The organism is Aquipseudomonas alcaligenes NBRC 14159 (assembly GCF_000467105.1).
GTDB lineage: Bacteria > Pseudomonadota > Gammaproteobacteria > Pseudomonadales > Pseudomonadaceae > Aquipseudomonas > Aquipseudomonas alcaligenes.
In genome coordinates, this window is sequence record NZ_BATI01000038.1 from 1 (window position 1) to 24,365 (window position 24,365).

18 protein-coding genes are annotated in these 24,365 nt (G+C 59.3%); 13 read left to right on the forward strand and 5 right to left on the reverse strand.

Annotation, left to right across the window (positions count from 1 at the left end; genetic code table 11):
• Nucleotides 1-166 precede the first annotated feature (166 nt).
• Nucleotides 167-892 carry a M48 family metallopeptidase gene (locus tag PA6_RS18600; protein WP_021702513.1) on the forward strand — a complete coding sequence of 242 codons (726 nt, stop codon included), beginning with the start codon at nt 167-169 and terminating at the stop codon, nt 890-892.
• A gap of 289 nt (nt 893-1,181) precedes the next feature.
• Here PA6_RS18600 and PA6_RS18605 read toward each other — a convergent pair whose 3' ends face one another.
• Nucleotides 1,182-2,054 (reverse strand): helix-turn-helix transcriptional regulator, encoded by an 873-nt coding sequence (locus PA6_RS18605; RefSeq protein ID WP_021702514.1) that lies wholly within the window; start codon nt 2,052-2,054, stop codon nt 1,182-1,184.
• Nucleotides 2,055-2,174: 120 nt separating this feature from the next.
• On the opposite strand from PA6_RS18605, the gene PA6_RS18610 reads away from it, so the two are divergent.
• The 4 genes from PA6_RS18610 to PA6_RS18630 all read left to right on the forward strand — a co-directional run bounded on the left by PA6_RS18610 (nt 2,175) and on the right by PA6_RS18630 (nt 9,932).
• Nucleotides 2,175-2,420, forward strand: coding sequence for a hypothetical protein (locus PA6_RS18610; protein ID WP_021702515.1), 246 nt, complete (start codon nt 2,175-2,177; stop codon nt 2,418-2,420).
• Between the two features lie 175 nt (nt 2,421-2,595).
• Complete coding sequence (locus PA6_RS24295) at nt 2,596-4,812, forward strand: hypothetical protein (RefSeq protein WP_255209940.1); 2,217 nt, start codon at nt 2,596-2,598, stop codon at nt 4,810-4,812.
• Nucleotides 4,813-5,249: 437 nt separating this feature from the next.
• Nucleotides 5,250-7,667, forward strand: coding sequence for a DEAD/DEAH box helicase (locus PA6_RS18625; protein ID WP_052520196.1), 2,418 nt, complete (start codon nt 5,250-5,252; stop codon nt 7,665-7,667).
• Nucleotides 7,668-7,694: 27 nt separating this feature from the next.
• Entirely contained in the window at nt 7,695-9,932 is a 2,238-nt protein-coding gene (locus PA6_RS18630) for an NERD domain-containing protein kinase family protein (protein WP_052520193.1), read from the forward strand.
• Between the two features lie 138 nt (nt 9,933-10,070).
• Here the strand turns inward: PA6_RS18630 and gyrB are convergent, their stop codons facing one another.
• The 4 genes from gyrB to dnaA are packed head-to-tail and all read right to left on the reverse strand — an operon-like array spanning nt 10,071 to nt 16,186.
• A complete protein-coding gene (gene gyrB / locus PA6_RS18635; protein ID WP_021702519.1) occupies nt 10,071-12,494 on the reverse strand; it encodes a DNA topoisomerase (ATP-hydrolyzing) subunit B in 2,424 nt (807 codons plus the stop codon).
• Nucleotides 12,491-13,591 carry a DNA replication/repair protein RecF gene (gene recF, locus PA6_RS18640; protein ID WP_021702520.1) on the reverse strand — a complete coding sequence of 367 codons (1,101 nt, stop codon included), beginning with the start codon at nt 13,589-13,591 and terminating at the stop codon, nt 12,491-12,493. The genes gyrB and recF overlap by 4 nt, the downstream gene beginning before the upstream one ends.
• A gap of 10 nt (nt 13,592-13,601) precedes the next feature.
• Nucleotides 13,602-14,705 carry a DNA polymerase III subunit beta gene (gene dnaN / locus PA6_RS18645; RefSeq protein WP_021702521.1) on the reverse strand — a complete coding sequence of 368 codons (1,104 nt, stop codon included), beginning with the start codon at nt 14,703-14,705 and terminating at the stop codon, nt 13,602-13,604.
• A 29-nt stretch (nt 14,706-14,734) separates the two neighbouring features.
• Nucleotides 14,735-16,186 carry a chromosomal replication initiator protein DnaA gene (gene dnaA, locus PA6_RS18650; protein ID WP_021702522.1) on the reverse strand — a complete coding sequence of 484 codons (1,452 nt, stop codon included), beginning with the start codon at nt 16,184-16,186 and terminating at the stop codon, nt 14,735-14,737.
• Nucleotides 16,187-16,711: 525 nt separating this feature from the next.
• On the opposite strand from dnaA, the gene rpmH reads away from it, so the two are divergent.
• From rpmH to PA6_RS18680, 8 genes are all read left to right on the forward strand, one after another.
• Complete coding sequence (gene rpmH, locus PA6_RS22935; protein ID WP_021702523.1) at nt 16,712-16,846, forward strand: 50S ribosomal protein L34; 135 nt, start codon at nt 16,712-16,714, stop codon at nt 16,844-16,846.
• A gap of 13 nt (nt 16,847-16,859) precedes the next feature.
• Nucleotides 16,860-17,255 (forward strand): ribonuclease P protein component, encoded by a 396-nt coding sequence (gene rnpA, locus PA6_RS22940; protein ID WP_081694018.1) that lies wholly within the window; start codon nt 16,860-16,862, stop codon nt 17,253-17,255.
• Nucleotides 17,248-17,484: a membrane protein insertion efficiency factor YidD gene (gene yidD, locus PA6_RS22945; RefSeq protein WP_021702525.1), complete on the forward strand. Its 237-nt coding sequence runs from the start codon at nt 17,248-17,250 to the stop codon at nt 17,482-17,484. The genes rnpA and yidD overlap by 8 nt, the downstream gene beginning before the upstream one ends.
• Nucleotides 17,485-17,487: 3 nt before the next feature.
• Entirely contained in the window at nt 17,488-19,158 is a 1,671-nt protein-coding gene (gene yidC / locus PA6_RS18660; RefSeq protein ID WP_021702526.1) for a membrane protein insertase YidC, read from the forward strand.
• Nucleotides 19,159-19,235: 77 nt separating this feature from the next.
• Nucleotides 19,236-20,603, forward strand: a complete 1,368-nt coding sequence (gene mnmE / locus PA6_RS18665; RefSeq protein ID WP_021702527.1) for a tRNA uridine-5-carboxymethylaminomethyl(34) synthesis GTPase MnmE — start codon at nt 19,236-19,238, stop codon at nt 20,601-20,603.
• Nucleotides 20,604-21,016: 413 nt separating this feature from the next.
• Nucleotides 21,017-22,909 carry a tRNA uridine-5-carboxymethylaminomethyl(34) synthesis enzyme MnmG gene (gene mnmG / locus PA6_RS18670; protein WP_021702528.1) on the forward strand — a complete coding sequence of 631 codons (1,893 nt, stop codon included), beginning with the start codon at nt 21,017-21,019 and terminating at the stop codon, nt 22,907-22,909.
• Nucleotides 22,909-23,556: a 16S rRNA (guanine(527)-N(7))-methyltransferase RsmG gene (gene rsmG, locus PA6_RS18675; RefSeq protein WP_021702529.1), complete on the forward strand. Its 648-nt coding sequence runs from the start codon at nt 22,909-22,911 to the stop codon at nt 23,554-23,556. The genes mnmG and rsmG overlap by 1 nt, the downstream gene beginning before the upstream one ends.
• A gap of 12 nt (nt 23,557-23,568) precedes the next feature.
• Complete coding sequence (locus PA6_RS18680) at nt 23,569-24,357, forward strand: ParA family protein (RefSeq protein ID WP_021702530.1); 789 nt, start codon at nt 23,569-23,571, stop codon at nt 24,355-24,357.
• Nucleotides 24,358-24,365 lie beyond the last annotated feature (8 nt).

Consider the following 24,365-nt stretch of genomic DNA (forward strand, 5'->3'; position numbering starts at 1 on the left):
CCGCACGACTGGCGCGGCAATGCCATGAAGATCAAACGCGTACGCCTGGCGATCAAGCATGTGCTGGATCAGTGGGGTAAAGACGCCGCTGAGGCCTTGGGCGACTATTCCGCAGGACAGGACAACGAACGGCTGGATGCCTTGCTGGAACTGGTCAAGCATCAGCATGAGTATTGAGTCCCGCAATATCACGGTCAGCGGTTTGACCGTGGAGGTCGTGCGCAAGCCGATCAAGAACCTGCATCTGGGCGTTTATCCGCCGCAAGGACGTGTGCGTGTGGCCGCGCCGTTGGCGGTAGATGACGAAGCCGTGCGCCTGGCAGTCGTAGGTAAGCTCGGCTGGATCAAACGCCAGCGTGCGAAGTTTCAGGCCCAGCCCCGGCAGTCCCAGCGGCGCATGGTCAGTGGTGAAAGCCATTATTTCTTTGGGCAGCGGTATCGCCTGCGCGTGCACGAGAGTAGTGGCGCAGCACTGCATATAGCGCTTCGCGGGAAGGCCTGCATGGATCTGTTTGTACGCCCGGAGACCACCGTCGAGCGACGCGAGCAGGTGCTACAGGACTTCTATCGCGCCGAATTGAAACGCCTGGTGCCAGAGCTACTGGAAAAGTGGCAGCCGAAGTTAGGTGTTGAAGTGCGCGCTTGGGGCATTAAGCGCATGAAGACCAAATGGGGCACCTGCAACATCGAAGCCCGGCGCATCTGGCTCAATCTGGAGTTGGCCAAGAAACCCGTTCAGTGCCTGGAGTACATCCTGGTGCATGAGCTGGCTCACCTGCATGAGCGGCATCACAATGACCGTTTCATCAGCCTACTGGATCAACACCTTCCTCAATGGGGTCAGCTCAGAGAGCTGCTGAATAACTCACATCTTGCTGAAGAGCGCTGGTAAGCCCCCTTAATAGAAAAGCCCGGTTAGCTAGCTTAACCGGGACTGATGTTTCAAACGGAATTGGCAATTACTGCATCGCAACAGATACCTGTACCAATCGTTTACGCACGAAAAGTCGACAGGTCGATCACTCCACAACATGCCGGTAGGGTCATCATTAACACGACCTGGAGGTGTTCGATGTGGATGTTCAGCTCAATTGATGCAGGATTGCTCGCAACAATCTTAGGCGGCGTCTTTTGGCTACTCGCCCGGATTGCCTACGGCCCAGCGGAATAACTCCCACGCCCTAGGAGTACAACCAAACGGCCAGTTCATCGAGATTGCTAACCACTATCTGTTGGGCGCTGGCCTTGGACTGCACCTTGTGCGGGTCGATCTGATAGCGCTGGAGCACGTACTGCACCAGGGCCCCACGAGTCGCCACTCTCAGCTGCCCAGTCTGCATCCCAAAGTCGACCTCGATAATGCTGCGCTGGTCGGATTTAAGCCGAGGGTCGGGTTCTATCACCACTTCGACCTCATTATTCCAACCGTCATCCGCATCACGGCCTTGATCGGACTCGCCCAGCACGTCCAGCTCCCCCCTGAAGCGACTCAAGACAAAGTCCCGATAGTCGCGGTTCTTTTCGCAGTAAGCCCGAACGTGCCAGCGCATTCCCGTGTAGACCAGGGTGTGCGGAGCAATCAGGCGAGTTTCGGCTACGGGATTAGCCAAAGAAACGTAGTCACACTCAAGTCGCAACCCCTCACGACAGGCACGCAACAGAGGGCGAAGAACTTCGGGCCTAACCGAGCGATCAGGCACATTCAAAACCTCGGTGTGCGCGTATGCCAGCGCTAAGCCCTCGATGTGGGGGGCCCGCTCGCTATTCTGATTCAGCAAGTGCAAATAGGCGCTGGCGCTGTCATCAATGAATAGCGGGCTGAATCGGCGACTGGGTACGTACCCTTTGATGTGCTTGTCGTAATCCAGGTTACCGGGCGCGTAGTCCGCCAGGTAACTGTTGATGTCTTTCGAGGCCTGTTGCCGACTGATGCCGAAGCTCTGCATCAAATGCCCCGTAGTAAGACGCCCTTCCCACAAGGCGATGGTCTCAATCAATCGGTAACGTAGTGCCAGATCCCAACGAACACTGGCTATGGATTGCTTGCGCTTCATACGGGGCATCCTGCTCAGAAAGTTTACCTGTTCATGTAACCAATATTTCTATGTCGCCAAACCTTACATAAGGTGTCACTGGCAGTTCAATCCGGGCGGCAACCTTCAACGGGAGACCACATGGATCAGTGGGTTTATGGAGAGCTAGCGGTGCTTTCCCTCATGGTTTTTGGCTTATTTGGCATTGCGATGGCGCAAAAGAACCGGGCAAACCAGGTGCTAATTGCCGGGCAAACCCAGATCAGCGAGCTACGTCGCCACACAATCATTCGACTGGAACACGAGAATGCCGAGCTGAAATCCATGCTCAGAGCCCATAAGGGCCAGTTAGCCCATCTCTCAAGGCTCCTTGAGTCCAAATGGTAGGTGTTGGCTGATCGGACAATTAATTAGTGCTCAGCTGGCTTTTTGCCTTTACCCACAAAGTCGGTCTGGATAATGTGACCAACGGCACAGGATTAAGCAGCGGTGGAGCGGTCAAGGCGCTACCGCTCCAAGACCATAAAAAGCTGAACTGTGTCGTCACGGAGTCGGAGTGGAAATGGATTGGGAATCGCTGTTAGACGAGCTTTGGCGCCATGCGGCATCAGATCCTAATGAGCTGGAAGCTAAAATTCGTGCATGCCTGAAAGGTCATTCCTCGGATGGCCTTCTTCAAGCCATTGCACTTCTGATTACCCAAGGCCAGCACGCCACAGCGCGAACGCTTCTCAGCGAATTTCTTAAAAGCCATCAGGCAGCGGATGACATACGACGCCGCCTTGAGCTCATTCTGCATTTCAAAAAAAGTCGAGCGCCCCAACCGCCTTCGCTCAAAAGCAAGCAACGTAGCAAAGAAACCCTACTCCACGAGGTCAATGACCTCGTTACCTCGGGCAAGCTTCAAGCAGCAGAGTCGCTCCTGCTAGAAGCCAATGAGTCTGCTGAGGAACCTGACTATCTAAATCTGCTTGGCCGCATATATATGCTGCAACATCGCCCGCTTGATGCGGCCAAGGCAAAGCAGCGGGAACTGCTGCTTAAGCGCCAACAGCAGGCCTTTGTTGAAACAGCTCCAGTAGAGTCAGAAGACGACGACCTACCAACAGCTAGCGACCTAGCATTTCTAAACGACTCAGCCACTTCATTGGCCACACTGGAACTCCCATCGGTGCCCAGTGCCCAGACCTCGACGGTGGCAGTCGACAACGAGCTCAGTTTCATTCAACAGGCTGCTGCCCAGCTCCCGCCCTTAAACCAGGACGGTTGGTGGGAAAACCATGTTGAACCCACCTCTATTGAAACGACTGACACGAGTGAGCTCACAGTTGCTGGCGAGGAGACCGGCGCTCTTGATGCATCCTCGGCGATTACAGAGGATGTGGAGGAGCAGGTAGGTGAAGACGAGGCCTTTTCGCCCCCCCCTAAAAAGCCCCTTCTCAAACTTGGCTTGCCAAGAAAACCCACTGAGCCCAGCGAATCGAAGGTCAGCGTCAAAGTATTCAATAAATCGGGGCGATCTCTAAGAATCATCCCTACATCACCGTTGAGCCCACCAGAACCAGACACTGATGAGCTACCTGAGCTGCCGGATACTGCTCCAGTTCCCGAAGAACCAGTCATCCCCTCCGAGGTTCGTGACGAGATCCTCGACGAGCACGATGACGATCTTCCTCAAGGTGAACTTGAGCTGGACGTACCTAGTCCGGTGCAAATGGGCCAGAGGCTTGAAGACCCTGAAGATGACATCGACTTCGATCATGACCTGCATGATCTGACCATCATCGAGCTGGGCAAAGAGCACGAAGAGGGTGCCAACTCTGATCTGGACGACTTCCGCGATCTAGATGATGACTACGCGGCTTATGCCTTTGACCCGGATGAAGTCTTTGACAATGAGGAGCCGGCAGCAGCCGAGCCCAATGATTGGCTGGCAGACAAACTTTCCCGTGAAGATCGCGCACTTCAGAAAGCTGCGGAGCTGATTGGTAAAGCCAACTGGCCACTCAGCACACTGCCCTTGGTTCAGCAGATTTTTGTCATGAGCGGCTGGGGGGCAACTCGTCTTGCATTGGAGAGAGAGATCGAAAAAGGGCTCACTCCTGAGGAGCTGATCCTTGCTGCGCACATCAAAGTGATCTGGGCCGAAAACGATATCTACTGGATCGCCTTCGATAAAACCGGCAGTAGTCGCCTGTCCTACTACGTTCTGTCCTGGCCGACAGCACTGCTGATCGTGCGCTCCTTCGAGTCGCTTCCCCAAGTAGAAGAGATCGAGGTCTTCCTCGAAAACCTATTTGCGTCCTGGTACGAAAACAGCACCTTGCGCCGTGCGTTTAAAGCCTTTGCGCGCTACCTATGGTTCAGGTTTGCCAGTCTAGAAGGTTGCCTACCGGCCAGCCAGCACTTTGATTTTCATGATCCTCGCGAGCTACCAGCTGAGGAATACAGTGATCTGGGACTTTGCGACACGCTAGAAATCGAGAAGACCCAGCGCCTGCGGGAATTTGGTGTTTTCCAAACAAAGCATCCCCAGGAGCCCAGTTGCTACTTCAGTGACAAATACCCAGTTAAAGAAAGGCCAATCTTCAATTCGCCCGAAGAACTAGCAAGGCGTGTAAAGGCCCAGTCCGTGTATGAAGAGCTTCAAGGTGAAGCTGACAACGAGAGCATTGACGATGAGGCTGGCGAAACAGTACCTCAATGGTCAGCTGCACCGCTCGCATCTGCCTTGCACACACAGAATATCGACCAACCTTCGCCAAACATTGAGCCGTAAGGATAAAGGACTAACCCATGAAGCCCCTCAAACTCTCCCACGTTCCTGGTTGCTGGGTCAGCCAGACTCTACCCAGCGGCCAGGGCGAACGCCGGGGCATCGTCAAAATGGCCATTGCTAAAGAAGCCGAAGATCAGATTCAGGTTCACTGGTTCAGTCCGGAGAAGAAACTGGCCTATGTCGATGCATCTGCTGTGCGCTCAGGCTTTCAAAATGGCATGGACGTGGTCGACGAAACCCCTGGTAGCGGTGTTCGCTCACTAGGGCAGGGCGTCATCATGCAGCAGCGTGCCTTGGCAGGCAGCGAGCAAGTGTTGGTCGATTTTCCTGAGCGCGGTGAGCGCCATTGGCTGCCCTATCAATATCTGCGTCAGGTAAAGGGCGTTAAGCATCGCTTTGTCACCGCCAGCAAAGGGGAAGCACACGATGCCGAGCGTATGCGCCTGCGCATGCTGGCCCATGCCATAAAAGTGTGGAATGAAAACACCGGTGCCCTTTCCCACCTAGAGATTGAGCCTCTGCCGCACCAGATTCACCTCGTACACCACATCCTCGCCTCCGGTAACTTCAACTGGCTGATCGCAGATGACGTGGGTTTGGGTAAAACCATCGAGACAGGGATGTTGCTACATGCCCTGCGGCAACGAGACCTGGTCAAGCGCATCCTGCTGATCACACCCGCAGGCCTGACCAAGCAATGGCAGGAAGAGCTATACCACAAGTTCAAGCTGGAAGACTTCGAGATCTACAACGAGGACTTCTTCATCAATGAGCCCCGCCAATGGAAGATGCACGATTGCGTCATCGGCTCGATGGATCGTCTGAAACAAGCAGATCACCTGGAAAGCCTGCTTCAGGCAGAGCCCTGGGATCTGGTGATTTTTGACGAGGGACATCGGCTCAGCCGCCGCCAGTATGGGCAAAAGCTGGATAGCTCTGAACGCTATGACCTGGCGAAAAACTTGCGCAGCCAAACCAAGCACATGCTGTTGCTGAGTGCGACCCCTCACCAGGGCATGCAAGACAAGTTTGTGGCACTACTAGAACTGCTTCGACCCGAGCGCCGTACCGAGCTCATGGCACTCAACGTCAAGCCAGAGATCCTGCACGATATGGTGTTCCGCAACCACAAGGCTGACGTCACAGATGCCGAAGGGAACTTCATTTTCCAGGGCAAAATAACGAAAGCTTTGCAGGTGCCCAGCAGCCCTGAATCCATAGAATTCGATAAAACGCTTCAGGGCTATCTGCGCAAAGGCTATGACGCGGGTGAAGCACTAGGCCGTACCGGTAACGCCATTGGGTTCGTGATGACGGTCTACCGCAAGCTGGCTGCCTCCAGCGCAGCAGCCATTCACCGGGCACTGTGCAATCGTCTTCAGCGTCTTCTCGATGATGAAGCCAACGGCATCTCAGAGGAAGAACCCAGAGATCAACGCTACTTAGGCGAGTGGGAAGAGCAATTCACCAGCGATGCCCGCGAATTCTTCGCTGGTGAAGTGCAGCTGCTTAAAGACCTGATTGCCGAAGCAGCTGCCCTGAAAGCAAACGACCTCAAACTGAAGCTGTTTATCGAAGACATCATCGGCAGGATCCACGCCGCCAATGCCGACGAGAAGGTGCTGATCTTTACCGAATACCGCACCACTCAAAACTACCTGCGCGAAGCACTAGCTGACCACTATGGCAGCGACCAAGTCGAGCTCATCAATGGCTCCATGCAACATGCTGAGCGACGTGAGGCCATCAAGCGTTTCGAGGAGCAAGGTCGCTTTCTGATTTCGACCGAGGCAGGCGGGGAAGGCATCAACCTTCAGAGCAAATGCCACGTCATGGTCAACTATGACCTGCCATGGAACCCAATGCGCCTTGTGCAGCGCATTGGCCGCCTGTATCGCTATGGCCAGAAAAAGAAGGTTGTCGTGTTCAACATCCAGCAGACCGACAGTCTGGATCAGAACATCGTCGACCTGATGTATGAGCGAATCGACAGCGTGGTGACCGACCTCGCCGAGGTGCAGCGGCATGAGTTCAACGAAGGTCTGAAGGATGAAATCCTCGGCGAGCTGGCCGAGCTAATCGACGTAGAAGACATCCTGCAACAGGCGACAAAACTCGGCATAGACCGTACCCGCGAGCGCATCGACGAAGCGCTGAAGCAGGCGCGTACTGCTGCCGCTAAACAACGAGAACTGTTTGCCCATGCGGCCACCAGCGACCCCAATGAACTACGCGATGAGCTCGAAATTACGGTCGATCACCTCTACAGCTTTGTCCTCGGGATGTTCGATCAACTGGGTATTGAGGTCGCAGAGCGCAGCCACAAAGAACGGTTGCTGCGTATTCGACTGTCCGAGCAGGTGATGCGCGACATGGGGCTATCCCCAAAGGCCTCACAGCGTATGGACGTGACCTTGGATCGCATGCTGGCCGCAAACCGCCCTGACACCCACATACTCGACCTCAACTCCAAGCTGATGCAGTACCTGCTGGGTAAAGCCTGCGAGCACGACTTCGGTGGTTTGGCTGCAATGCTCAAAGCGCCAGAACTCGGCGAGGGTGCACTACTTGGAGCCATGCTGCGCTGGCAAGGCCCACAGGGCAAACGCATGCGGCAGGAGTTTGTAGCCATTCAGGTTAACGACGGCAAAGCCAAACTGAACCCTGCAAAAGCCAGCCAATGGCTGCTGACAACTGCCGAGCACAGCACCCTGAGCCCAGATACTGAAGCCTCCAAATTGCTGTTCAAGACCGCAGAAGATATGGCTAACCAGCGACTGGCTGATGCCAGTAACCGCTACCTGATACCCGAGAATTTGGACTGGGCTGCCGCAGGCTGGACAGTCTCAAATTAAGGCTCCATGCAGGACAAGGATCATGTAATGGCAAAGCACGTCCCCTTCGCAAAAGCAGTTAACGCCGCAGAAGAGTGGGCATTTTCTCTGCTGAAAAACGCCCTCCCAGATCACTATTGGCTTCTGACCAATATCGAGTTGCTGACAGAAACCGGTCAGGCAATGGAAATTGATGCAGTAGTCGTCGGTGACTGGGGCGTGTATTTGATCGACGTGAAGGGCTACAGCGGGACGCTAGAAGCGGGGAAGGACGTTTGGCTACTGGATGGCCGCCCTGTAGATAACGCGTTGCGCAAGGCCAACCAGAACTCTCGTGTACTTGCAGGTCGTATCCGTAACCGAGCTGGAGTCGGTTTGTACGCGCCGTGGTGTCAGGGAGTGGTGCTGGTAACAGGGGATAAAGGTCATAGCATCTCGCTCGTTAAGGATGAGCCCTCATTACAGGTGTGGACTCCAGACTCAATCACCAAGGCGTTGACCAGTGCAGAGGGGCTTACAGCCACCAAAGCGTATGAGTTGATCGATGCTCAGCGTGAACTTGTCCTCGCCACTCTTGGGCAATTGCGTCAGCAGATAGCTGAAAACAATAGATTCCAGCAGTACCAAAAAACACAGTGCTTGCTCGATCAGAATGGTTTTGAGCTATGGATGGCCGAGTATCGCCTGGAGAACTGGAGCTCCAAATGGATGCTGAAAGTCGTGAACCGCCCCAACTGTGAGAGCCAGGAGCGGCGCGAACAGCTGCAAGCGCAACTGCGTGACGAGTTTCGGTTACTACAAGAACTGGCTGGGTTAACGGGTGTGACCTACAGCGCACCGCTGATTGATGATGGTGAGCTGATGGTTCTACCAATCAGCATGCCCAAGGGCAAACCTCTCTCGCTGGTTGATCTCTCTGCGTATTCCGAGGAGTCAGCTAGGTCGACGCTGATTTCTGCCTTAGCAGCGATCCAGGGAATCCATCGACGTGGCGCCACACTGGGTAAGGTTTCCGCAAACTCGATCTATCTCACCGACGCGGGTGAGGTTTGCTTCATCGATGTCCTGAACAACCATAGTGCTGACGAAGACATCGACCTCATCACCTCACTGTTTAAACCCTTGGCAGACACTCTTCGATTAGCAATCTCAGAAAGCAATGATGCAGAAGGGCAGGCGGCCTCAGAGTGCCTATCACAGTTGATAGCGAACCTTATGAACGTGGGCGCCTCAACTGCACTTGCCTCGTCAGACGCTCCTTTTGAGGCTGAGCCAGGCGCAATTCTCGACAATCGTTATGAATTGGTCGAACAGGTCGATGAAGATGCATTTTCAAGCATCTGGCGGTCTCGCCACGTAGCTGGACGCTTCGATTGCGCGGTTCAGATCTACGACGATGCAGATGAAGTTTGGGAGTTGGTAGCTGATCAATATCATCGGCTCGCCCAGATTTATCATCCTGCGCTGGAGCGGGTGTTCGATCTTGCTCGAATCCCGAACAGCGATGCTTACTTCATCAGTCGAGCATGGGCGAGTGGTGAGACGCTCTTTGACCAAGTGTCTATCAGTGCCGAAGAGTTCCAGCTGTGGCTGGAGCAATTACTCGCGGGCCTTGGCTACCTACACAGGCTTGGGTTCACCCACAGGAACATAACCCCCCTCAATATCCTAGTGGATGGCGTCAGGGCAACCTTGGTTGGCATGAGCTCCCTGCCAGCAGAGGATCGTCGAGTAGGTGATCTTCGATATAAGTTTCCAGGCGTTATCGAGCAGGGCTGGTCTGCTTTTGCAGATTTGTATGCGCTTTGGGCTTCATTGCTAGATGGCCTACAGCCCGGCGTATTGAAGCAAGCAGGGGGTGATCTTGAGCGAGCGCTACAGCAAATCACTCACCCTGCGCTTAATGATGCGCTGAAAGTCAAAGTAGCGAAGCTGCTTAACGAAGGCACTGCATTCCATGCTGATGACTACGTTGTATGGTTTGGGCTCGACATCACTGCCCAGCAAACCAAAGATCTACCCGACGCTTTTGCCAAAAAGTGGGGTATCAGCAAGGGCTACATGACGTTCTTGGTTGTGGACATGTTGAACGATCAACGACCACGCATTCGCAGCCAATGGGTTATTGATGCCTTGAGAACCAGGCGCATACCAGGAAACAGAACCAACAAAGCCTCTATGAATGCGACCTTCAGCAGAATGAAATCAGCCGGGATCGTTGAGGAGTACAAGACCAAGCATCGCCTGACTGTTGCCTTCTTGGCCGATTGGAACGCAGCCCAGTAGAGACCTCAGCTAAGCAAAAAAAGCCCCTGCGGACTCGCGCCAGCAGGGGCTTTTACTTTCAAGCTACAGGCAAATAACTTTGGCCGAACCGCTTAACTTTGGCCGAAGTGGCAAATAACTTTGCCCGCCTACATGGGGTCAGAAGTCCAGGTTCGACACCGCCAGGGCGTTGGACTCGATGAAGTCGCGGCGCGGCTCCACGGCATCGCCCATCAGGGTGTTGAAGATCTGGTCGGCGGCGATAGCGTCCTCGATGGTCACCTTGAGCATGCGGCGCACGGTCGGGTCCATGGTGGTTTCCCACAGCTGCTCCGGGTTCATCTCGCCGAGACCCTTATAGCGCTGGATGCTATGGCGCTTGGTGCTCTCGACCTTCAGCCACTCGAAGGCTTCCTTGAAGGTGCTGACCGCCTTCTTGCGCTCGCCACGCTGCACATAGGCACCGTCTTCCAGCAGGCTGTTTAGCTGGTCACCCAGCGCGGTGACCGCCTTGTAGTCGTTGCTGGCGAAGAAGTCGCGGTTGAAGGTGATGTAGCTGGACAGGCCGTGAGCCAGCACTTCGACTTCCGGCAGCCACAGATGGCGCTCGCGGTCCTCACGCAGGCTGGCGCTGTAGGTTTGGCCAGACTTCTCGGCGCCCTTCAGGCGTGCCTGGAAGGTTTGCAGCCAGGCCTGCATGGCGGCCTGGTCGGCCAGTTGCTCGACCGATACGCGCGGCAGGTAGACCATGTGCTCGGTGATGTCCTGCGGGTAGACGCGGGACAGGCGGCCGAGGGTCTTGATCACCGCGCGGTAGTCATTGACCAGTCGCTCCAGCGCTTCGCCGGACAGGCCCGGTGCATTCTCATTGACGTGCAGGCTGGCCTCTTCCAGGGCCGACTGGGTCATGTATTCGTCCATGGCCTCGTCGTCCTTGATGTACTGTTCCTGCTTGCCCTTCTTCACCTTGTACAGCGGCGGCTGAGCGATATAGATGTAGCCACGCTCGATCAGCTCCGGCAGCTGGCGGAAGAAGAAGGTCAGCAACAGGGTACGGATGTGCGAACCGTCAACGTCGGCATCGGTCATGATGATGATGTTGTGGTAACGCAGCTTGTCGATGTTGTACTCCTCGCGGCCGATGCCACAGCCGAGGGCGGTGATCAGGGTACCGACCTCCTGGGAGGAGAGCATCTTGTCGAAGCGCGCCTTCTCGACGTTGAGGATCTTGCCCTTGAGCGGCAGGATCGCCTGGGTCTTGCGGTTGCGGCCCTGCTTGGCAGAACCGCCCGCGGAGTCACCTTCCACGATGTAGAGTTCGGACAGCGCCGGGTCTTTTTCCTGGCAGTCAGCCAGCTTGCCGGGCAGGCCTGCAATATCCAGAGCGCCCTTGCGGCGGGTCATCTCGCGGGCCTTGCGCGCGGCTTCACGGGCACGGGCGGCGTCGATCATCTTGCCGACCACGGCCTTGGCCTCGTTGGGGTTCTCCAGCAGGAAGTCGCCGAAGTACTTGCCCATCTCCTGCTCGACGGCGGTCTTCACTTCGGAAGAGACCAGCTTGTCCTTGGTCTGCGAGCTGAACTTCGGGTCCGGCACCTTGACCGAGATGATCGCGGTCAGGCCTTCACGGGCGTCGTCGCCGGTGGTGGCGATCTTGAACTTCTTCGCCAGGCCTTCCTGCTCGATGTAGTTGTTCAGATGGCGGGTGAGGGCGGAGCGGAAGCCCGCCAGGTGGGTACCACCGTCACGCTGCGGGATGTTGTTGGTGAAGCAGAGGATGTTTTCGTTGAAGCTGTCGTTCCACTGCAGCGCCACTTCCACGCCGACGCCGTCTTCCTCGCGCTGGCAGTTGAAGTGGAACACCTGGTTAACCGCAGTCTTGTTGGTGTTCAGGTACTCGACGAAGGCTTTCAGACCACCCTCGTACTTGAACAGCTCTTCCTTGCCGCTACGCTCGTCACGCAGGACGATGCCCACGCCGGAGTTGAGGAAGGACAGCTCGCGGATCCGCTTGGCCAGGATGTCCCAGCTGAAATGGATGTTCTTGAAAGTATCGTCGGACGGCTTGAAGTGAATCTGCGTACCGGTACCTTCGCTGTCGCCGACCGGAGCGAGGGGGGCCTGGGGGACGCCATGCACATAGGTCTGTTCCCAGATCTTGCCGCTGCGGCGGATGGTCAGGACCAGCTCCTTGGACAGCGCGTTAACCACCGAAACACCCACGCCGTGCAGGCCGCCGGACACCTTGTAGCTGTTGTCGTCGAACTTACCGCCGGCGTGCAGCACGGTCATGATGACTTCGGCTGCGGAGACACCTTCTTCCTTGTGGGTGTCCACCGGGATGCCGCGACCGTTGTCGCGCACGGTGATGGATTCGTCGGGATGGATGGTGATGCTGATCTCGGAGCAGTAGCCGGCCAGCGCTTCGTCAATGGAGTTGTCCACCACCTCGAACACCATATGGTGCAGACCGGTGCCGTCATCGGTATCGCCGATGTACATACCCGGACGCTTGCGTACGGCATCCAGACCTTTGAGTACCTTGATACTCGAGGAGTCGTACGTGTTGTTCTCGTCGCTCATGCGTTCACTCCCGATGCGGTGATCACTCCATGTTCCACGTGGAACATGGCGACCGGCGTGTCCGTGCGCCAGCCATCCTTCAAATATTCATGGTCGACACAGGTGATGAACACCTGGCACTGCAAATCGTCCAGCAGGCGGCACAGGGCCTGTCGATGTCGCTCATCCAGCTCCGACGGCAGGTCGTCCACCAGATAGATGCATTGGCCTTGTTTGGCCTGATTCAGCAGATGCCCCTGGGCGATGCGCAAGGCACACACCACCAGCTTCTGCTGACCGCGGGACAGAATCTCCGCGGCATTGTTCACCCCCAGCCGCAGGCGCAGATCGGCGCGTTGCGGGCCAGCCTGGGTATGTCCCAGCTGCTGGTCACGGGGCAGGGTGGTGGCCAGTACATCGGCCAGCGATTTGTCCTTGTCCCAGCCGCGGTAGTAGCTGAGGGTCAGCCCCTCGATCTCCACCAGCTCGCCCAGCACCTGCTCGAACACCGGCTTCAGGGCCTGGATATAGGCACGCCGATAGCCGTCCAGCTCGTCGCTGGCCAGGCACAGTTCCCGGTCCCAGGCCGCTTGCGACGCGGCGTCCAGTGTACCATGCCGCAGCCACGAGTTCCGCTGCCGCAGGGCCTTCTGCAGGCGCTGCCAGGCCGGCAGGAAGCGTGGTTCCACGTGGAACACTCCCCAATCGAGGAACTGCCGACGGACCTTGGGTGCCCCTTCGAGCAGACGGAAGCTGTCCGGATTGATCACCTGCAACGGCAGAATCTCGGCCAGCTGCGCAGTACTCCGTGCGTTCTGTCCATCGATGCGAATCTGCAGCTCGCCCTGACGGTCACGGGAGATACCCAGGTTGCTGTGCACGCCATCCTCGCGCTGCACCTGACCGAACACGGTACAGGCCGGCTGCTCGTACTGGATCATCGGCTGCAATTTGTTGCTGCGGAACGAGCGGGCGAGGCCAAGCAGATGGATGGCTTCCAGCAGGCTGGTCTTGCCGCTGCCATTGGCGCCGTGAAGGATATTGATGCGGGGGGAGGGGGAGAGCGTCACCGGGTGCAGGTTTCGCACCGCGGTGACGGTGACGCGGGAAAGGGACATTCAGCGGATATTACAGACGCATCGGCATAACGACGTAAGAGGAGTCGTCATTGCCGGCTTCCTGCACCAGGGCGCTGCTGTTGGCATCGGAGAGGATCAGGCGTACCTGTTCGGTGGTCATTACGCCCAGCACGTCGAGCAGATAGCTTACGTTGAAGCCGATCTCCAGGGAGCCGCCGTTGTAGTCGACCACCACTTCCTCTTCCGCCTCTTCCTGCTCCGGGTTGTTGGCCTGGATCTTCAGCAGGCCGCTGGCCAGCTGCAGACGGATGCCACGGTACTTCTCGTTGGACAGGATCGCGGTACGGCTGAAGGCTTCGCGCAGGGCCTGGCGATCGCCGATCACCAGCTTGTCGCCACCACGCGGCAGCACACGCTCGTAGTCCGGGAACTTGCCGTCGACCAGCTTGGAGGTGAAGGTGAACTCGCCGGTGGTAGCACGGATATGGTTCGCACCGAGCACAATGGAGACTTCGCCGTCCTGCTCGGTGAGCAGACGAGCCAGCTCGAGGATGCCCTTGCGCGGCACGATCACCTGATGCTTCTCGGTGTGCTCGATGGCAGCTTCCATGGCGCACATGGCCAGGCGGTGACCGTCGGTGGCGACGGCGCGCAGCACCCCGGTCTGCACCTCGATCAGCATGCCATTGAGGTAGTAGCGTACGTCCTGCTGGGCCATGGCGAAGCTGGTGCGGTCGATCAGGCGACGCAGCTTGCTCTGCACCAGGTTGAAGGTCAGCGAGCCCGGGCCTTCCTCCACGGTGGGGAAGTCGTTGGCCGGCAGGGTCGACAGGGTGAAGCGGCTGCGCCCGGCCTTGACCACCAGCTTCTGCTCGTCGACACGGATGTCGATCAGAGCATCGCTCGGCAGGCTCTTGCAGATGTCCATCAGCTTGCGCGCCGGTACGGTGATCTCACCCGGCTCGGCACTGTCTTCCAGGGTCACGCGCCCAACCAGCTCGACTTCCAGGTCGGTACCGGTCAGCGACAGTTGCTGGCCTTCGACCACCAGCAGCACGTTCGACAGGACCGGCAGGGTCTGGCGGCGTTCGACGACGCCGGCGACCAGTTGCAGGGGTTTCAACAGGGCTTCGCGTTGAATGGTGAAATGCATGGTCTAGTCCCTTGCCTCGTGGGCTGCGATCAGGTGGTCAGGGTGCGCAGCAGGTTCTTGTAGTCCTCGCGGATATCCGCGTCGGCTTCGCGCAATTCCGCAATCTTACGACAGGCGTGCAGCACTGTGGTGTGGTCTCTTCCGCCAAAAGCATCACCGATTTCCGGCAGGCTGTGGTTGGTCAGTTCCTTGGACAGAGCCATGGCCACCTGACGCGGGCGCGCCACCGAACGGGAACGACGCTTGGAGAGCAGATCGGCGATCTTGATCTTGTAGTACTCGGCCACCGTGCGCTGAATATTGTCGACGCTGACCAGCTTGTCCTGCAGGGCCAGCAGGTCCTTCAGCGACTCGCGGATCAGCTCGATACTGATCGGCTGGTTGGTGAAGTGCGAGTGGGCGATCACCCGTTTCAGCGCACCTTCCAGTTCACGCACATTGGAGCGGATACGCTGGGCGATGAAGAAGGCGGCATCGTGCGGCAGATCGACCTTGGTCTGCTCGGCCTTCTTCATCAGGATGGCCACGCGGGTCTCCAGCTCAGGCGGCTCCACCGCCACCGTCAGGCCCCAGCCGAAACGCGATTTCAGACGCTCTTCCAGGCCCTCGATCTCCTTCGGGTAGCGGTCGCTGGTGAGGATCACCTGCTGGCCGCCCTCAAGGAGTGCATTGAAGGTATGGAAGAACTCTTCCTGAGAACGCTCCTTCTTGGCGAAGAACTGGATGTCGTCGATCAGCAGCGCATCCACCGAGCGGTAGAAACGCTTGAACTCGTTGATCGCATTGAGCTGCAGCGCCTTGACCATGTCGGCGACGAAGCGCTCGGAATGCAGGTACACCACCTTGGCATTGGGGTTCTTCTTCAGCAGGTGGTTGCCCACCGCATGCATCAGGTGGGTCTTGCCCAGACCGACGCCGCCATAAAGGAACAGCGGGTTGTAGCCGTGCTTGAGGTTGTCCGCCACCTGCCAGGCCGCTGCACGGGCCATCTGGTTGGACTTGCCCTCGACGAAGTTCTCGAAGGTGAAGGTGCGGTTCAGGTAACTGGTGTGCTTGAGCGCACCTTCCACCTGCACGGTGCGCTCGACCGGCCGGCTGGCGGCCGGCTGTGGCGCCGCCACGATCAGGGGATCGCTGCTGGGCGACTCATCCGCGACGGCAGCCGGAGCCGACGCAACCGGCGCACTATTAATAGAAGGCGACGGCGTCGGGGCAGCCATGCGCGGGGCGGGACTGCGCTTGCTGCCGATCAGCAGCGACAGCGCCGGTGCCAGACCATTGGCACGCTCGGCCAGCAGCTCGAGCAGGCGCACCATGTACTTTTCGTTGACCCAGTCGAGCACGAAGCGATTCGGCGCATAGACGCGCAGCTCGTCGCCGGCCGACTCCACCTGCAATGGGCGGATCCAGGTATTGAATTGCTGGGCGGGCAACTCGTCGCGAAGCAGCTCCACACACTGCTGCCAAAGTTCTACGGACACTGAAATCCCCTGGGATCGCTACGGTTGCGATGCAAAAAAACAGCCTGCATTGTAGCCCTGAGGGGCAGAGTTATCCACACGAATCGACGCGATCAGCCGAATAGAATCAAGGATTTATTGGTGTTTCCCGCGTTCACAGCAAGATCCGTAAAGTCTGTGGATAAATGTAACTGAAGGCTGGGCAAAAGCCTGGGGGTAACGCACGGGAAAAGCCCTCTGTGGGTAAATGGACCTTTCCTGCACAGGCGGTGCACCGGCTGCGAACAGTCGGCACACCGCTTTCGGACAAGCTTATCCTTCTCGCCAAGGCCCGAAATGCTAGGCTTCCAGCGACTTTTCCACAGCACGCTTGAGGGCTATTAAGTTTTACTAGAACAAGCTCTTTAAAGATTTTCTTTCCTTTTATCTTTCTTTACGGATTCCAGGCTGGTTGGAAATTGACCTGGCGCTGCGGTTTCACTAGAATCGCCGGTCTCTTTAAACGGGGGCCATCCAGGCCCGTATGGACCACCCAGGTAGATCAGCATGAAACGTACTTTCCAACCCAGCACCCTCAAGCGCGCTCGCGTTCACGGTTTCCGCGCTCGCATGGCCACCAAGAACGGCCGTGCCGTCCTGTCGCGTCGTCGCGCCAAGGGCCGCAAGCGTCTAACCGTCTGATTACTCGGAACGGGTGGTGAGTCGAGACTACGGTCGGGAAAAGCGTCTGCTGACCCCCCGACAATTCAAGGCAGTCTTCGACTCACCGAGCGGCAAGGCACCAGGCAAGAACGTCCTCCTCCTCGCACGTGCCAACGATCTCGAACACCCTCGTCTGGGGTTGGTGATCGGCAAGAAAAGCGTCAAGCTCTCCGTCGAGCGCAACCGCCTGAAACGTCTGATCCGGGATTCCTTCCGGCACCATCAGGAGTTGCTGGCAGGTCTGGACATTGTTGTGGTGGCACGCAAAGGTCTTGGCGATCTAGACAACCCAGAACTGCATCAGCAGTTCGGCAAACTCTGGAAGCGCCTGGCCAAACAGCGTCCCACAGCCGCACCTCCCGGGGTAGGCGACAGCCCCCATGCGTAAACTGGTCATTCTACCGATCCAGTTCTACCGCTACGCCATCAGCCCCTTGATGGCCAGTCACTGTCGCTTCTATCCCAGCTGCTCCTGCTACACCCAGCAAGCCATCGAAACCCATGGCGTGCTGCGTGGCGGTTGGCTCGGCCTACGCCGCCTGAGTCGCTGCCATCCCTGGAACCCCGGTGGTTACGATCCGGTTCCGCCTCCCTCCTCACCTTCGATGACCGAGTAATCCATGGACATCCAACGCTCGATCCTGCTCGTCGCCCTGGCCATCGTGTCCTACCTGATGGTTCTGCAGTGGAACGAGGACTACGGCCAAGCCGCCATTCCGGCGACCGCCAGCACCACCGTCAGTGGCAACCAGGCAGCGAGCCTGCCGGATGTTCCGGCCAGCAATGCCGCCGATGACGTGCCGACCGCCAATACCGAGGCCAACCCGCAGCTGGCGGCTCCGGCAGCGGTCAGCGACGAGCTGATACGGGTGAAGACCGATGTGCTCGAACTGGCGATCGATCCCAAGGGCGGCGATATCGTCCAGCTGACGCTGCCGCAGTACCCGCGTCGCCAGGATCGCCCGGACGTGCCGTTCCAGCTGTTCGACAACGGCGGCGAGCGTACCTACCTGGCGCAGAGCGGCCTGATTGGTACCAACGCACCGGACAAGTCCAGCGGTCGCGCCCTGTGGAGCAGCGCTCAGCGCAGCTACGCTATGGCCGATGGTCAGGACCAGCTGGTGGTGGAGCTGAACTACGCCGAAGCCGGGGTCAACTACGTCAAGCGCTTCAGCTTCGAGCGTGGTCAGTATGATCTGAAGGTCGATTACAAGATCGACAACCAGAGCGGCCAGGCCTGGAGCGGCAACTTCTACGCCCAGCTCAAGCGTGACAACAGCGCCGATCCGTCTTCCACCACCGCCACCGGTACCGCGACCTACCTGGGCGCCGCCCTGTGGACGGCCGAGGAGCCGTACAAGAAGGTGAAGATGGGCGACATGGACGAGAAGAGCCTGCGCGAAACCGTGCAGGGCGGCTGGGTCGCCTGGCTGCAGCACTACTTCGTCACCGCCTGGGTCGCCAACAAGGACGACAACAACAGTGTGCAGACCCGCAAGGACAGCCAGGGTAACTACATCATCGGCTTCACCGGTCCGCAGCTGAGTGTCGCCGCCGGCGCCAGCGCCGAAACCGGTGCCGTGCTGTATGCCGGTCCGAAGATCCAGGAACACCTGAAGCAGCTGTCCCCTGGTCTGGAACTGACCGTCGACTACGGCATCCTGTGGTTCATCGCCCAACCGATCTTCTGGCTGCTGGAACATATCCACAACCTGCTCGGTAACTGGGGCTGGTCGATCATCGTCCTGACCATCATCATCAAACTGGCCTTCTTCCCGCTGTCGGCTGCCAGCTATCGCTCCATGGCCCGTATGCGCGCCGTGTCGCCCAAGCTGCAGGCGCTGAAGGAACAGTTCGGCGATGATCGCCAGAAGATGTCCCAGGCGATGATGGAGCTGTACAAGAAGGAGAAGATCAACCCGCTCGGTGGCTGCCTGCCGATTCTGGTGCAGATGCCGGTGTTCCTCGCGCTCTACTGGGTACTCCTGGAAAGCGTCGAGATGCGCCAGGCGCCGTGGATGTTCTGGATCACCGACCTGTCGATCAAGGACCCGTTCTTCCTGCTGCCGATCATCATGGGCGCGACCATGTTCATCCAGCAGCACCTCAACCCGACTCCGCCGGACCCCATGCAGGCCAAGGTGATGAAGATGATGCCGATCATCTTCACCTTCTTCTTCCTCTGGTTCCCGGCCGGTCTGGTGCTGTACTGGGTGGTCAACAACGTCCTGTCCATTGCCCAGCAGTGGTACATTACCCGCCAGATCGAAGCGGCCGCGGCCAAGGCCTGAACCCGCTAAGCTGCACAAGACGCCCCCTCGTGGGGCGTTTTGCTATCTGTCAGATATCCACAGCCGAGAACACCAGCATGACCAGCGCCCGTGAAACCATAGCCGCCGTCGCCACTGCCCAGGGTCGCGGGGGCGTCGGCATCGTGCGCGTGTCCGGCCCTCGTGCGCGCGCCATCGGCATCAGCCTGTCTGGCCTGGAGCCCAAGCCGCGCCACGCCCACTACGGCCCCTGGCACGACGACGATGGCGAAGTGATCGACCAGGGCCTGCTGCTGTTCTTCCCCGGCCCGCATTCGTTCACCGGCGAGGACGTACTGGAGCTGCAGGGCCACGGTGGCCCGGTGGTGCTGGATATGCTGCTGCAGCGCTGCCTGCAGCTCGGCGCGCGGCAGGCCCGCCCGGGCGAATTCAGCGAGCGTGCCTTCCTCAACGACAAGCTCGATCTGGCCCAGGCCGAAGCCATCGCCGACCTGATCGAGGCCAGCTCGACCCAGGCCGCGCGCAACGCCCTGCGCTCGCTGCAGGGCGAGTTTTCACGGCGGGTGCACGAACTGACCGAACGCCTGATCCAGCTGCGCATCTACGTCGAAGCCGCGATCGACTTCCCCGAGGAAGAGATCGACTTCCTCGCCGACGGCCATGTACTGAGTCAGCTCGATGCGGTGCGCGAGTACTTATCCACAGTGCTGCGCGAAGCCGGTCAGGGCGCGCTGCTGCGTGACGGTATGAACGTGGTCATCGCCGGTCGGCCCAACGCCGGTAAGTCCAGCCTGCTCAATGCCCTGGCCGGGCGTGAGGCGGCCATCGTCACCGATATCGCCGGCACCACTCGCGATGTGCTGCGCGAACATATCCACATTGATGGCATGCCGCTGCACGTGGTTGACACCGCCGGCCTGCGCGACACCGACGACCAGGTGGAGCGAATCGGCGTAGAGCGCGCGCTCAAGGCCATCGGCGAGGCCGACCGGGTGCTGCTGGTGGTGGACTCCACGGCGCCGGAAGCCGCCGATCCCTTCGCCCTGTGGCCGGAGTTTCTCGAAAGCAAGCCTGATCCGGCACGGGTCACCCTGATCCGCAACAAAGCCGATCTGTCGGGCGAGCCCGTCGCCCTGGAAACCTGTAACGACGGCCACGTGACCATCGCCCTGTCGGCCAAGTCAGCTGCCGGACTGGACCTGCTGCGCGAGCATCTGAAGGCATGCATGGGCTTCGAACAGACCGCCGAAAGCGGCTTCAGCGCCCGTCGTCGTCACCTGGAGGCCCTGAGCCAGGCCCAGGCCAGCCTGGAGCATGGCCGCAACCAGCTGACCCTGATGGGCGCCGGCGAGCTGCTGGCCGAGGACCTGCGTCAGGCCCAGCAGGCGTTGGGTGAGATCACCGGTGCCTTCAGCTCCGACGATCTGCTCGGGCGCATCTTTTCCAGCTTCTGCATCGGCAAATAGCCACGCTCCAGGGAGTACCAGTGGTCATCGGGAACCCTGTGGAAAACCCGGCCTGAGCACGGTCGATAAGCCGGCTTGAATACTGAAGATAACCTGGCCTGTGCATAAAAGACCTTTCCATCCACAGCTGGCCCGCAGCTTGCCCCCCGGAAAGTGGCAGGAACGCCACAGGGTTATCATTCGCTACAGCCCATGAGCAACAAGCCTTCTGGCAATCTATCCACAGAAACGGCCGGCACCATACATAAGAATAAAAATAAGGCTTTATATAAATTCATTCTTTTTATTCTCTATAAGCCTAAGAGCCGACCAGCTGGCTATTTTTTGTGCAGAAGGCTTCATTCACCCCGGCTAAGTCCCTATACTTGCGCCCCTTCTCTATTCCCCCTTTTTCTACAGGCACGAGGTGCGTGGTGGACTTCCCTTCCCGTTTTGACGTGATCGTGATCGGCGGCGGTCATGCCGGCACCGAGGCTGCGCTGGCAGCCGCACGCATGGGCGTGAAGACCCTGCTGTTGACCCACAACGTGGAAACCCTCGGCCAGATGAGCTGTAACCCGGCCATCGGCGGTATCGGCAAGAGCCACCTGGTCAAGGAAATCGATGCCCTGGGCGGCGCCATGGCGCTGGCCACCGACAAGGGCGGTATCCAGTTCCGCGTGCTCAACAGCCGCAAGGGCCCGGCCGTACGCGCCACTCGCGCCCAGGCCGACCGCGTGCTGTACAAGGCGGCGATCCGCGAGATCCTGGAGAACCAGGCCAACCTGTGGATATTCCAGCAGGCCGCCGACGACCTGATCGTCGAGCAGGACCAGGTCAAGGGCGTGGTCACCCAGATGGGCCTGCGCTTCATGGCCGACAACGTGGTATTGACCACCGGCACCTTCCTCGGCGGACTTATCCACATCGGCCTGCAGAACTACTCCGGCGGCCGTGCCGGCGATCCGCCCTCGATCGCCCTGGCCAAACGCCTGCGCGAGCTGCCGCTGCGTGTCGGCCGCCTGAAGACCGGCACCCCGCCGCGTATCGATGGCCGCTCGGTGGATTTCTCGGTGATGACCGAGCAGCCTGGCGACACCCCGACCCCGGTGATGTCCTTCCTCGGCAATCAGGCCATGCATCCGCGCCAGATCAGCTGCTGGATGACCCACACCAACGCGCGCACTCACGAGATCATCGCCAGCAACTTGGATCGCTCGCCGATGTACTCGGGCGTGATCGAAGGTATCGGCCCGCGCTACTGCCCGTCGATCGAAGACAAGATCCACCGCTTCGCCGACAAGGACAGCCACCAGGTGTTCATCGAGCCGGAAGGCCTGACCACCCATGAGCTGTATCCCAACGGCATCTCCACTTCGCTGCCGTTCGACGTGCAGTTGGAGATCGTGCGCTCCATTCGCGGCATGGAGAACGCCCATATCGTGCGTCCCGGCTACGCCATCGAGTACGACTACTTCGATCCGCGCGACCTCAAGTACAGCCTGGAGACCAAGGTCATCGGCGGCCTGTTCTTCGCCGGCCAGATCAACGGCACCACCGGCTATGAAGAAGCCGGTGCCCAGGGCCTGCTGGCCGGGGCCAACGCCGCGCTGCGCGCCCAGGGCAAGGATGCCTGGTGTCCGCGCCGTGACGAGGCCTACATCGGCGTGCTGGTCGACGACCTGATCACCCTGGGCACCCAGGAGCCCTACCGCATGTTCACTTCGCGCGCCGAGTACCGGCTGATCCTGCGCGAGGACAACGCCGACCTGCGCCTGACAGAGAAAGGTCGCGAGCTGGGGCTGATCGACGACAGCCGTTGGGCTGCGTTCGAGGCCAAGCGCGAGGGCATCGCCCAGGAAGAACAGCGCCTGAAGAGCACCTGGGTGCGCCCCGGCACGCTGCAGGGCGATGCCATAGTCGCGCGCTTCGGTACGCCGCTGGCCCATGAATACAACCTGCTCAACCTGCTGGCCCGTCCGGAAATCGACTACGCCGCCCTGGCCGAAGTGACCGAGGCCCCGGCCGTGGATGCCCAGGTTGCCGAGCAGGTGGAGATCAAGACCAAGTACGCCGGCTACATCGACCGCCAGCAGGAAGAGATCGAGCGTCTGCGCGCCAGCGAGGACACCAAGCTGCCGGCCGATATCGACTACGCCAGCATCTCCGGCCTGTCCAAGGAAATTCAGGGCAAGCTGGGCAAGATCCGCCCCGAGACCCTCGGCCAAGCCGGGCGTATCCCGGGCGTGACCCCGGCGGCCATCTCCCTGCTGCTGATCCACCTGAAGAAGCGCAGCGCCGGCCAGACTCTGGAGGCCAGCGCCTGATGTCCCAGGTCACCCAACGCCATGCCGATGAACTCGCGCAGGGCGCGCAGACGCTCGGCGTGGCGCTCAGCCCTCTGCAGCAGGAACAGCTGCTGGCCTATCTGGCCCTGCTGATCAAGTGGAACAAGGCCTACAACCTCACTGCCGTGCGCAACCCGGACGAGATGGTCTCGCGTCATCTGCTCGACAGCCTCAGCGTGGTGCCCTTCGTGGCCCAATACGGTGACAACTGGCTGGACGTCGGCAGTGGCGGCGGCATGCCCGGTATTCCCCTGGCGATCCTGTTTCCCGAGCGGCGTTTCACCCTGCTCGATTCCAACGGCAAGAAGACGCGCTTTCTGACCCAGGTGAAGCTGGAGCTCAAGCTGGCCAACCTGGAAGTTATCCACAGCCGGGTCGAGGAGTTCCGTCCGCAAGTTCCGTTCAGCGGCATCTGCTCGCGCGCCTTCAGCTCGCTGCAGGACTTCACCGACTGGACCCGTCATCTGGGCAACGGCGATACCCACTGGCTGGCGATGAAGGGCGTGCAGCCGGACGACGAGCTGCAGGCGCTGCCGGCGGACTTCCGCCTGCAAAGCTGCGACGTGCTCAAGGTTCCCGGTTGCCAAGGCCAGCGTCACCTGTTGATACTGCGACGCTCGGTCTAGGGGGAAGCACAGATGGCCAAGGTATTCGCGATCGCCAATCAGAAAGGCGGGGTCGGCAAGACCACCACCTGCATCAACCTGGCCGCCTCGCTGGTCGCCACCAAGCGCCGCGTGCTGCTGATCGACCTCGATCCACAGGGCAACGCCACCATGGGCAGCGGTGTGGATAAGCAGGCCCTGGAGCACTCCATCTACGACGTGCTGATCGGCGAGAGCACCGTCGGCGAGGCCATGCAGTTCTCCGAGCACGGCGGCTACCAGCTGCTGCCGGCCAACCGCGACCTGACCGCCGCCGAAGTGGCCCTGCTCGAGATGAAGATGAAGGAGAGCCGCCTGCGTTACGCACTGGCGCCGATCCGCGAGAACTACGACTACATCCTCATCGACTGCCCACCGGCGCTGTCGATGCTCACGGTCAACGCCCTGGTCGCCGCCGACGGCGTGATCATCCCCATGCAGTGCGAGTACTACGCGCTGGAGGGCCTGACCGACCTGATGAACAGCATTCAGCGCATCGGTGCGCTGCTCAACCCGAGCCTGAAGATCGAAGGCCTGCTGCGCACCATGTATGACCCGCGCATCAGCCTGACCAACGACGTCAGCGCCCAGCTCAAGGAGCACTTCGGCGAGCAGCTGTACGACGTGGTTATCCCGCGCAACGTGCGCCTGGCCGAGGCGCCCAGCTTCGGCATGCCGGCGCTGGCCTATGACAAGCAATCACGCGGCGCCATCGCCTACCTGGCGCTGGCCGGCGAACTGGTGCGCCGTCAGCGCGCCGCCGCGAAAACCGCAACCGCATAAAGGAATCT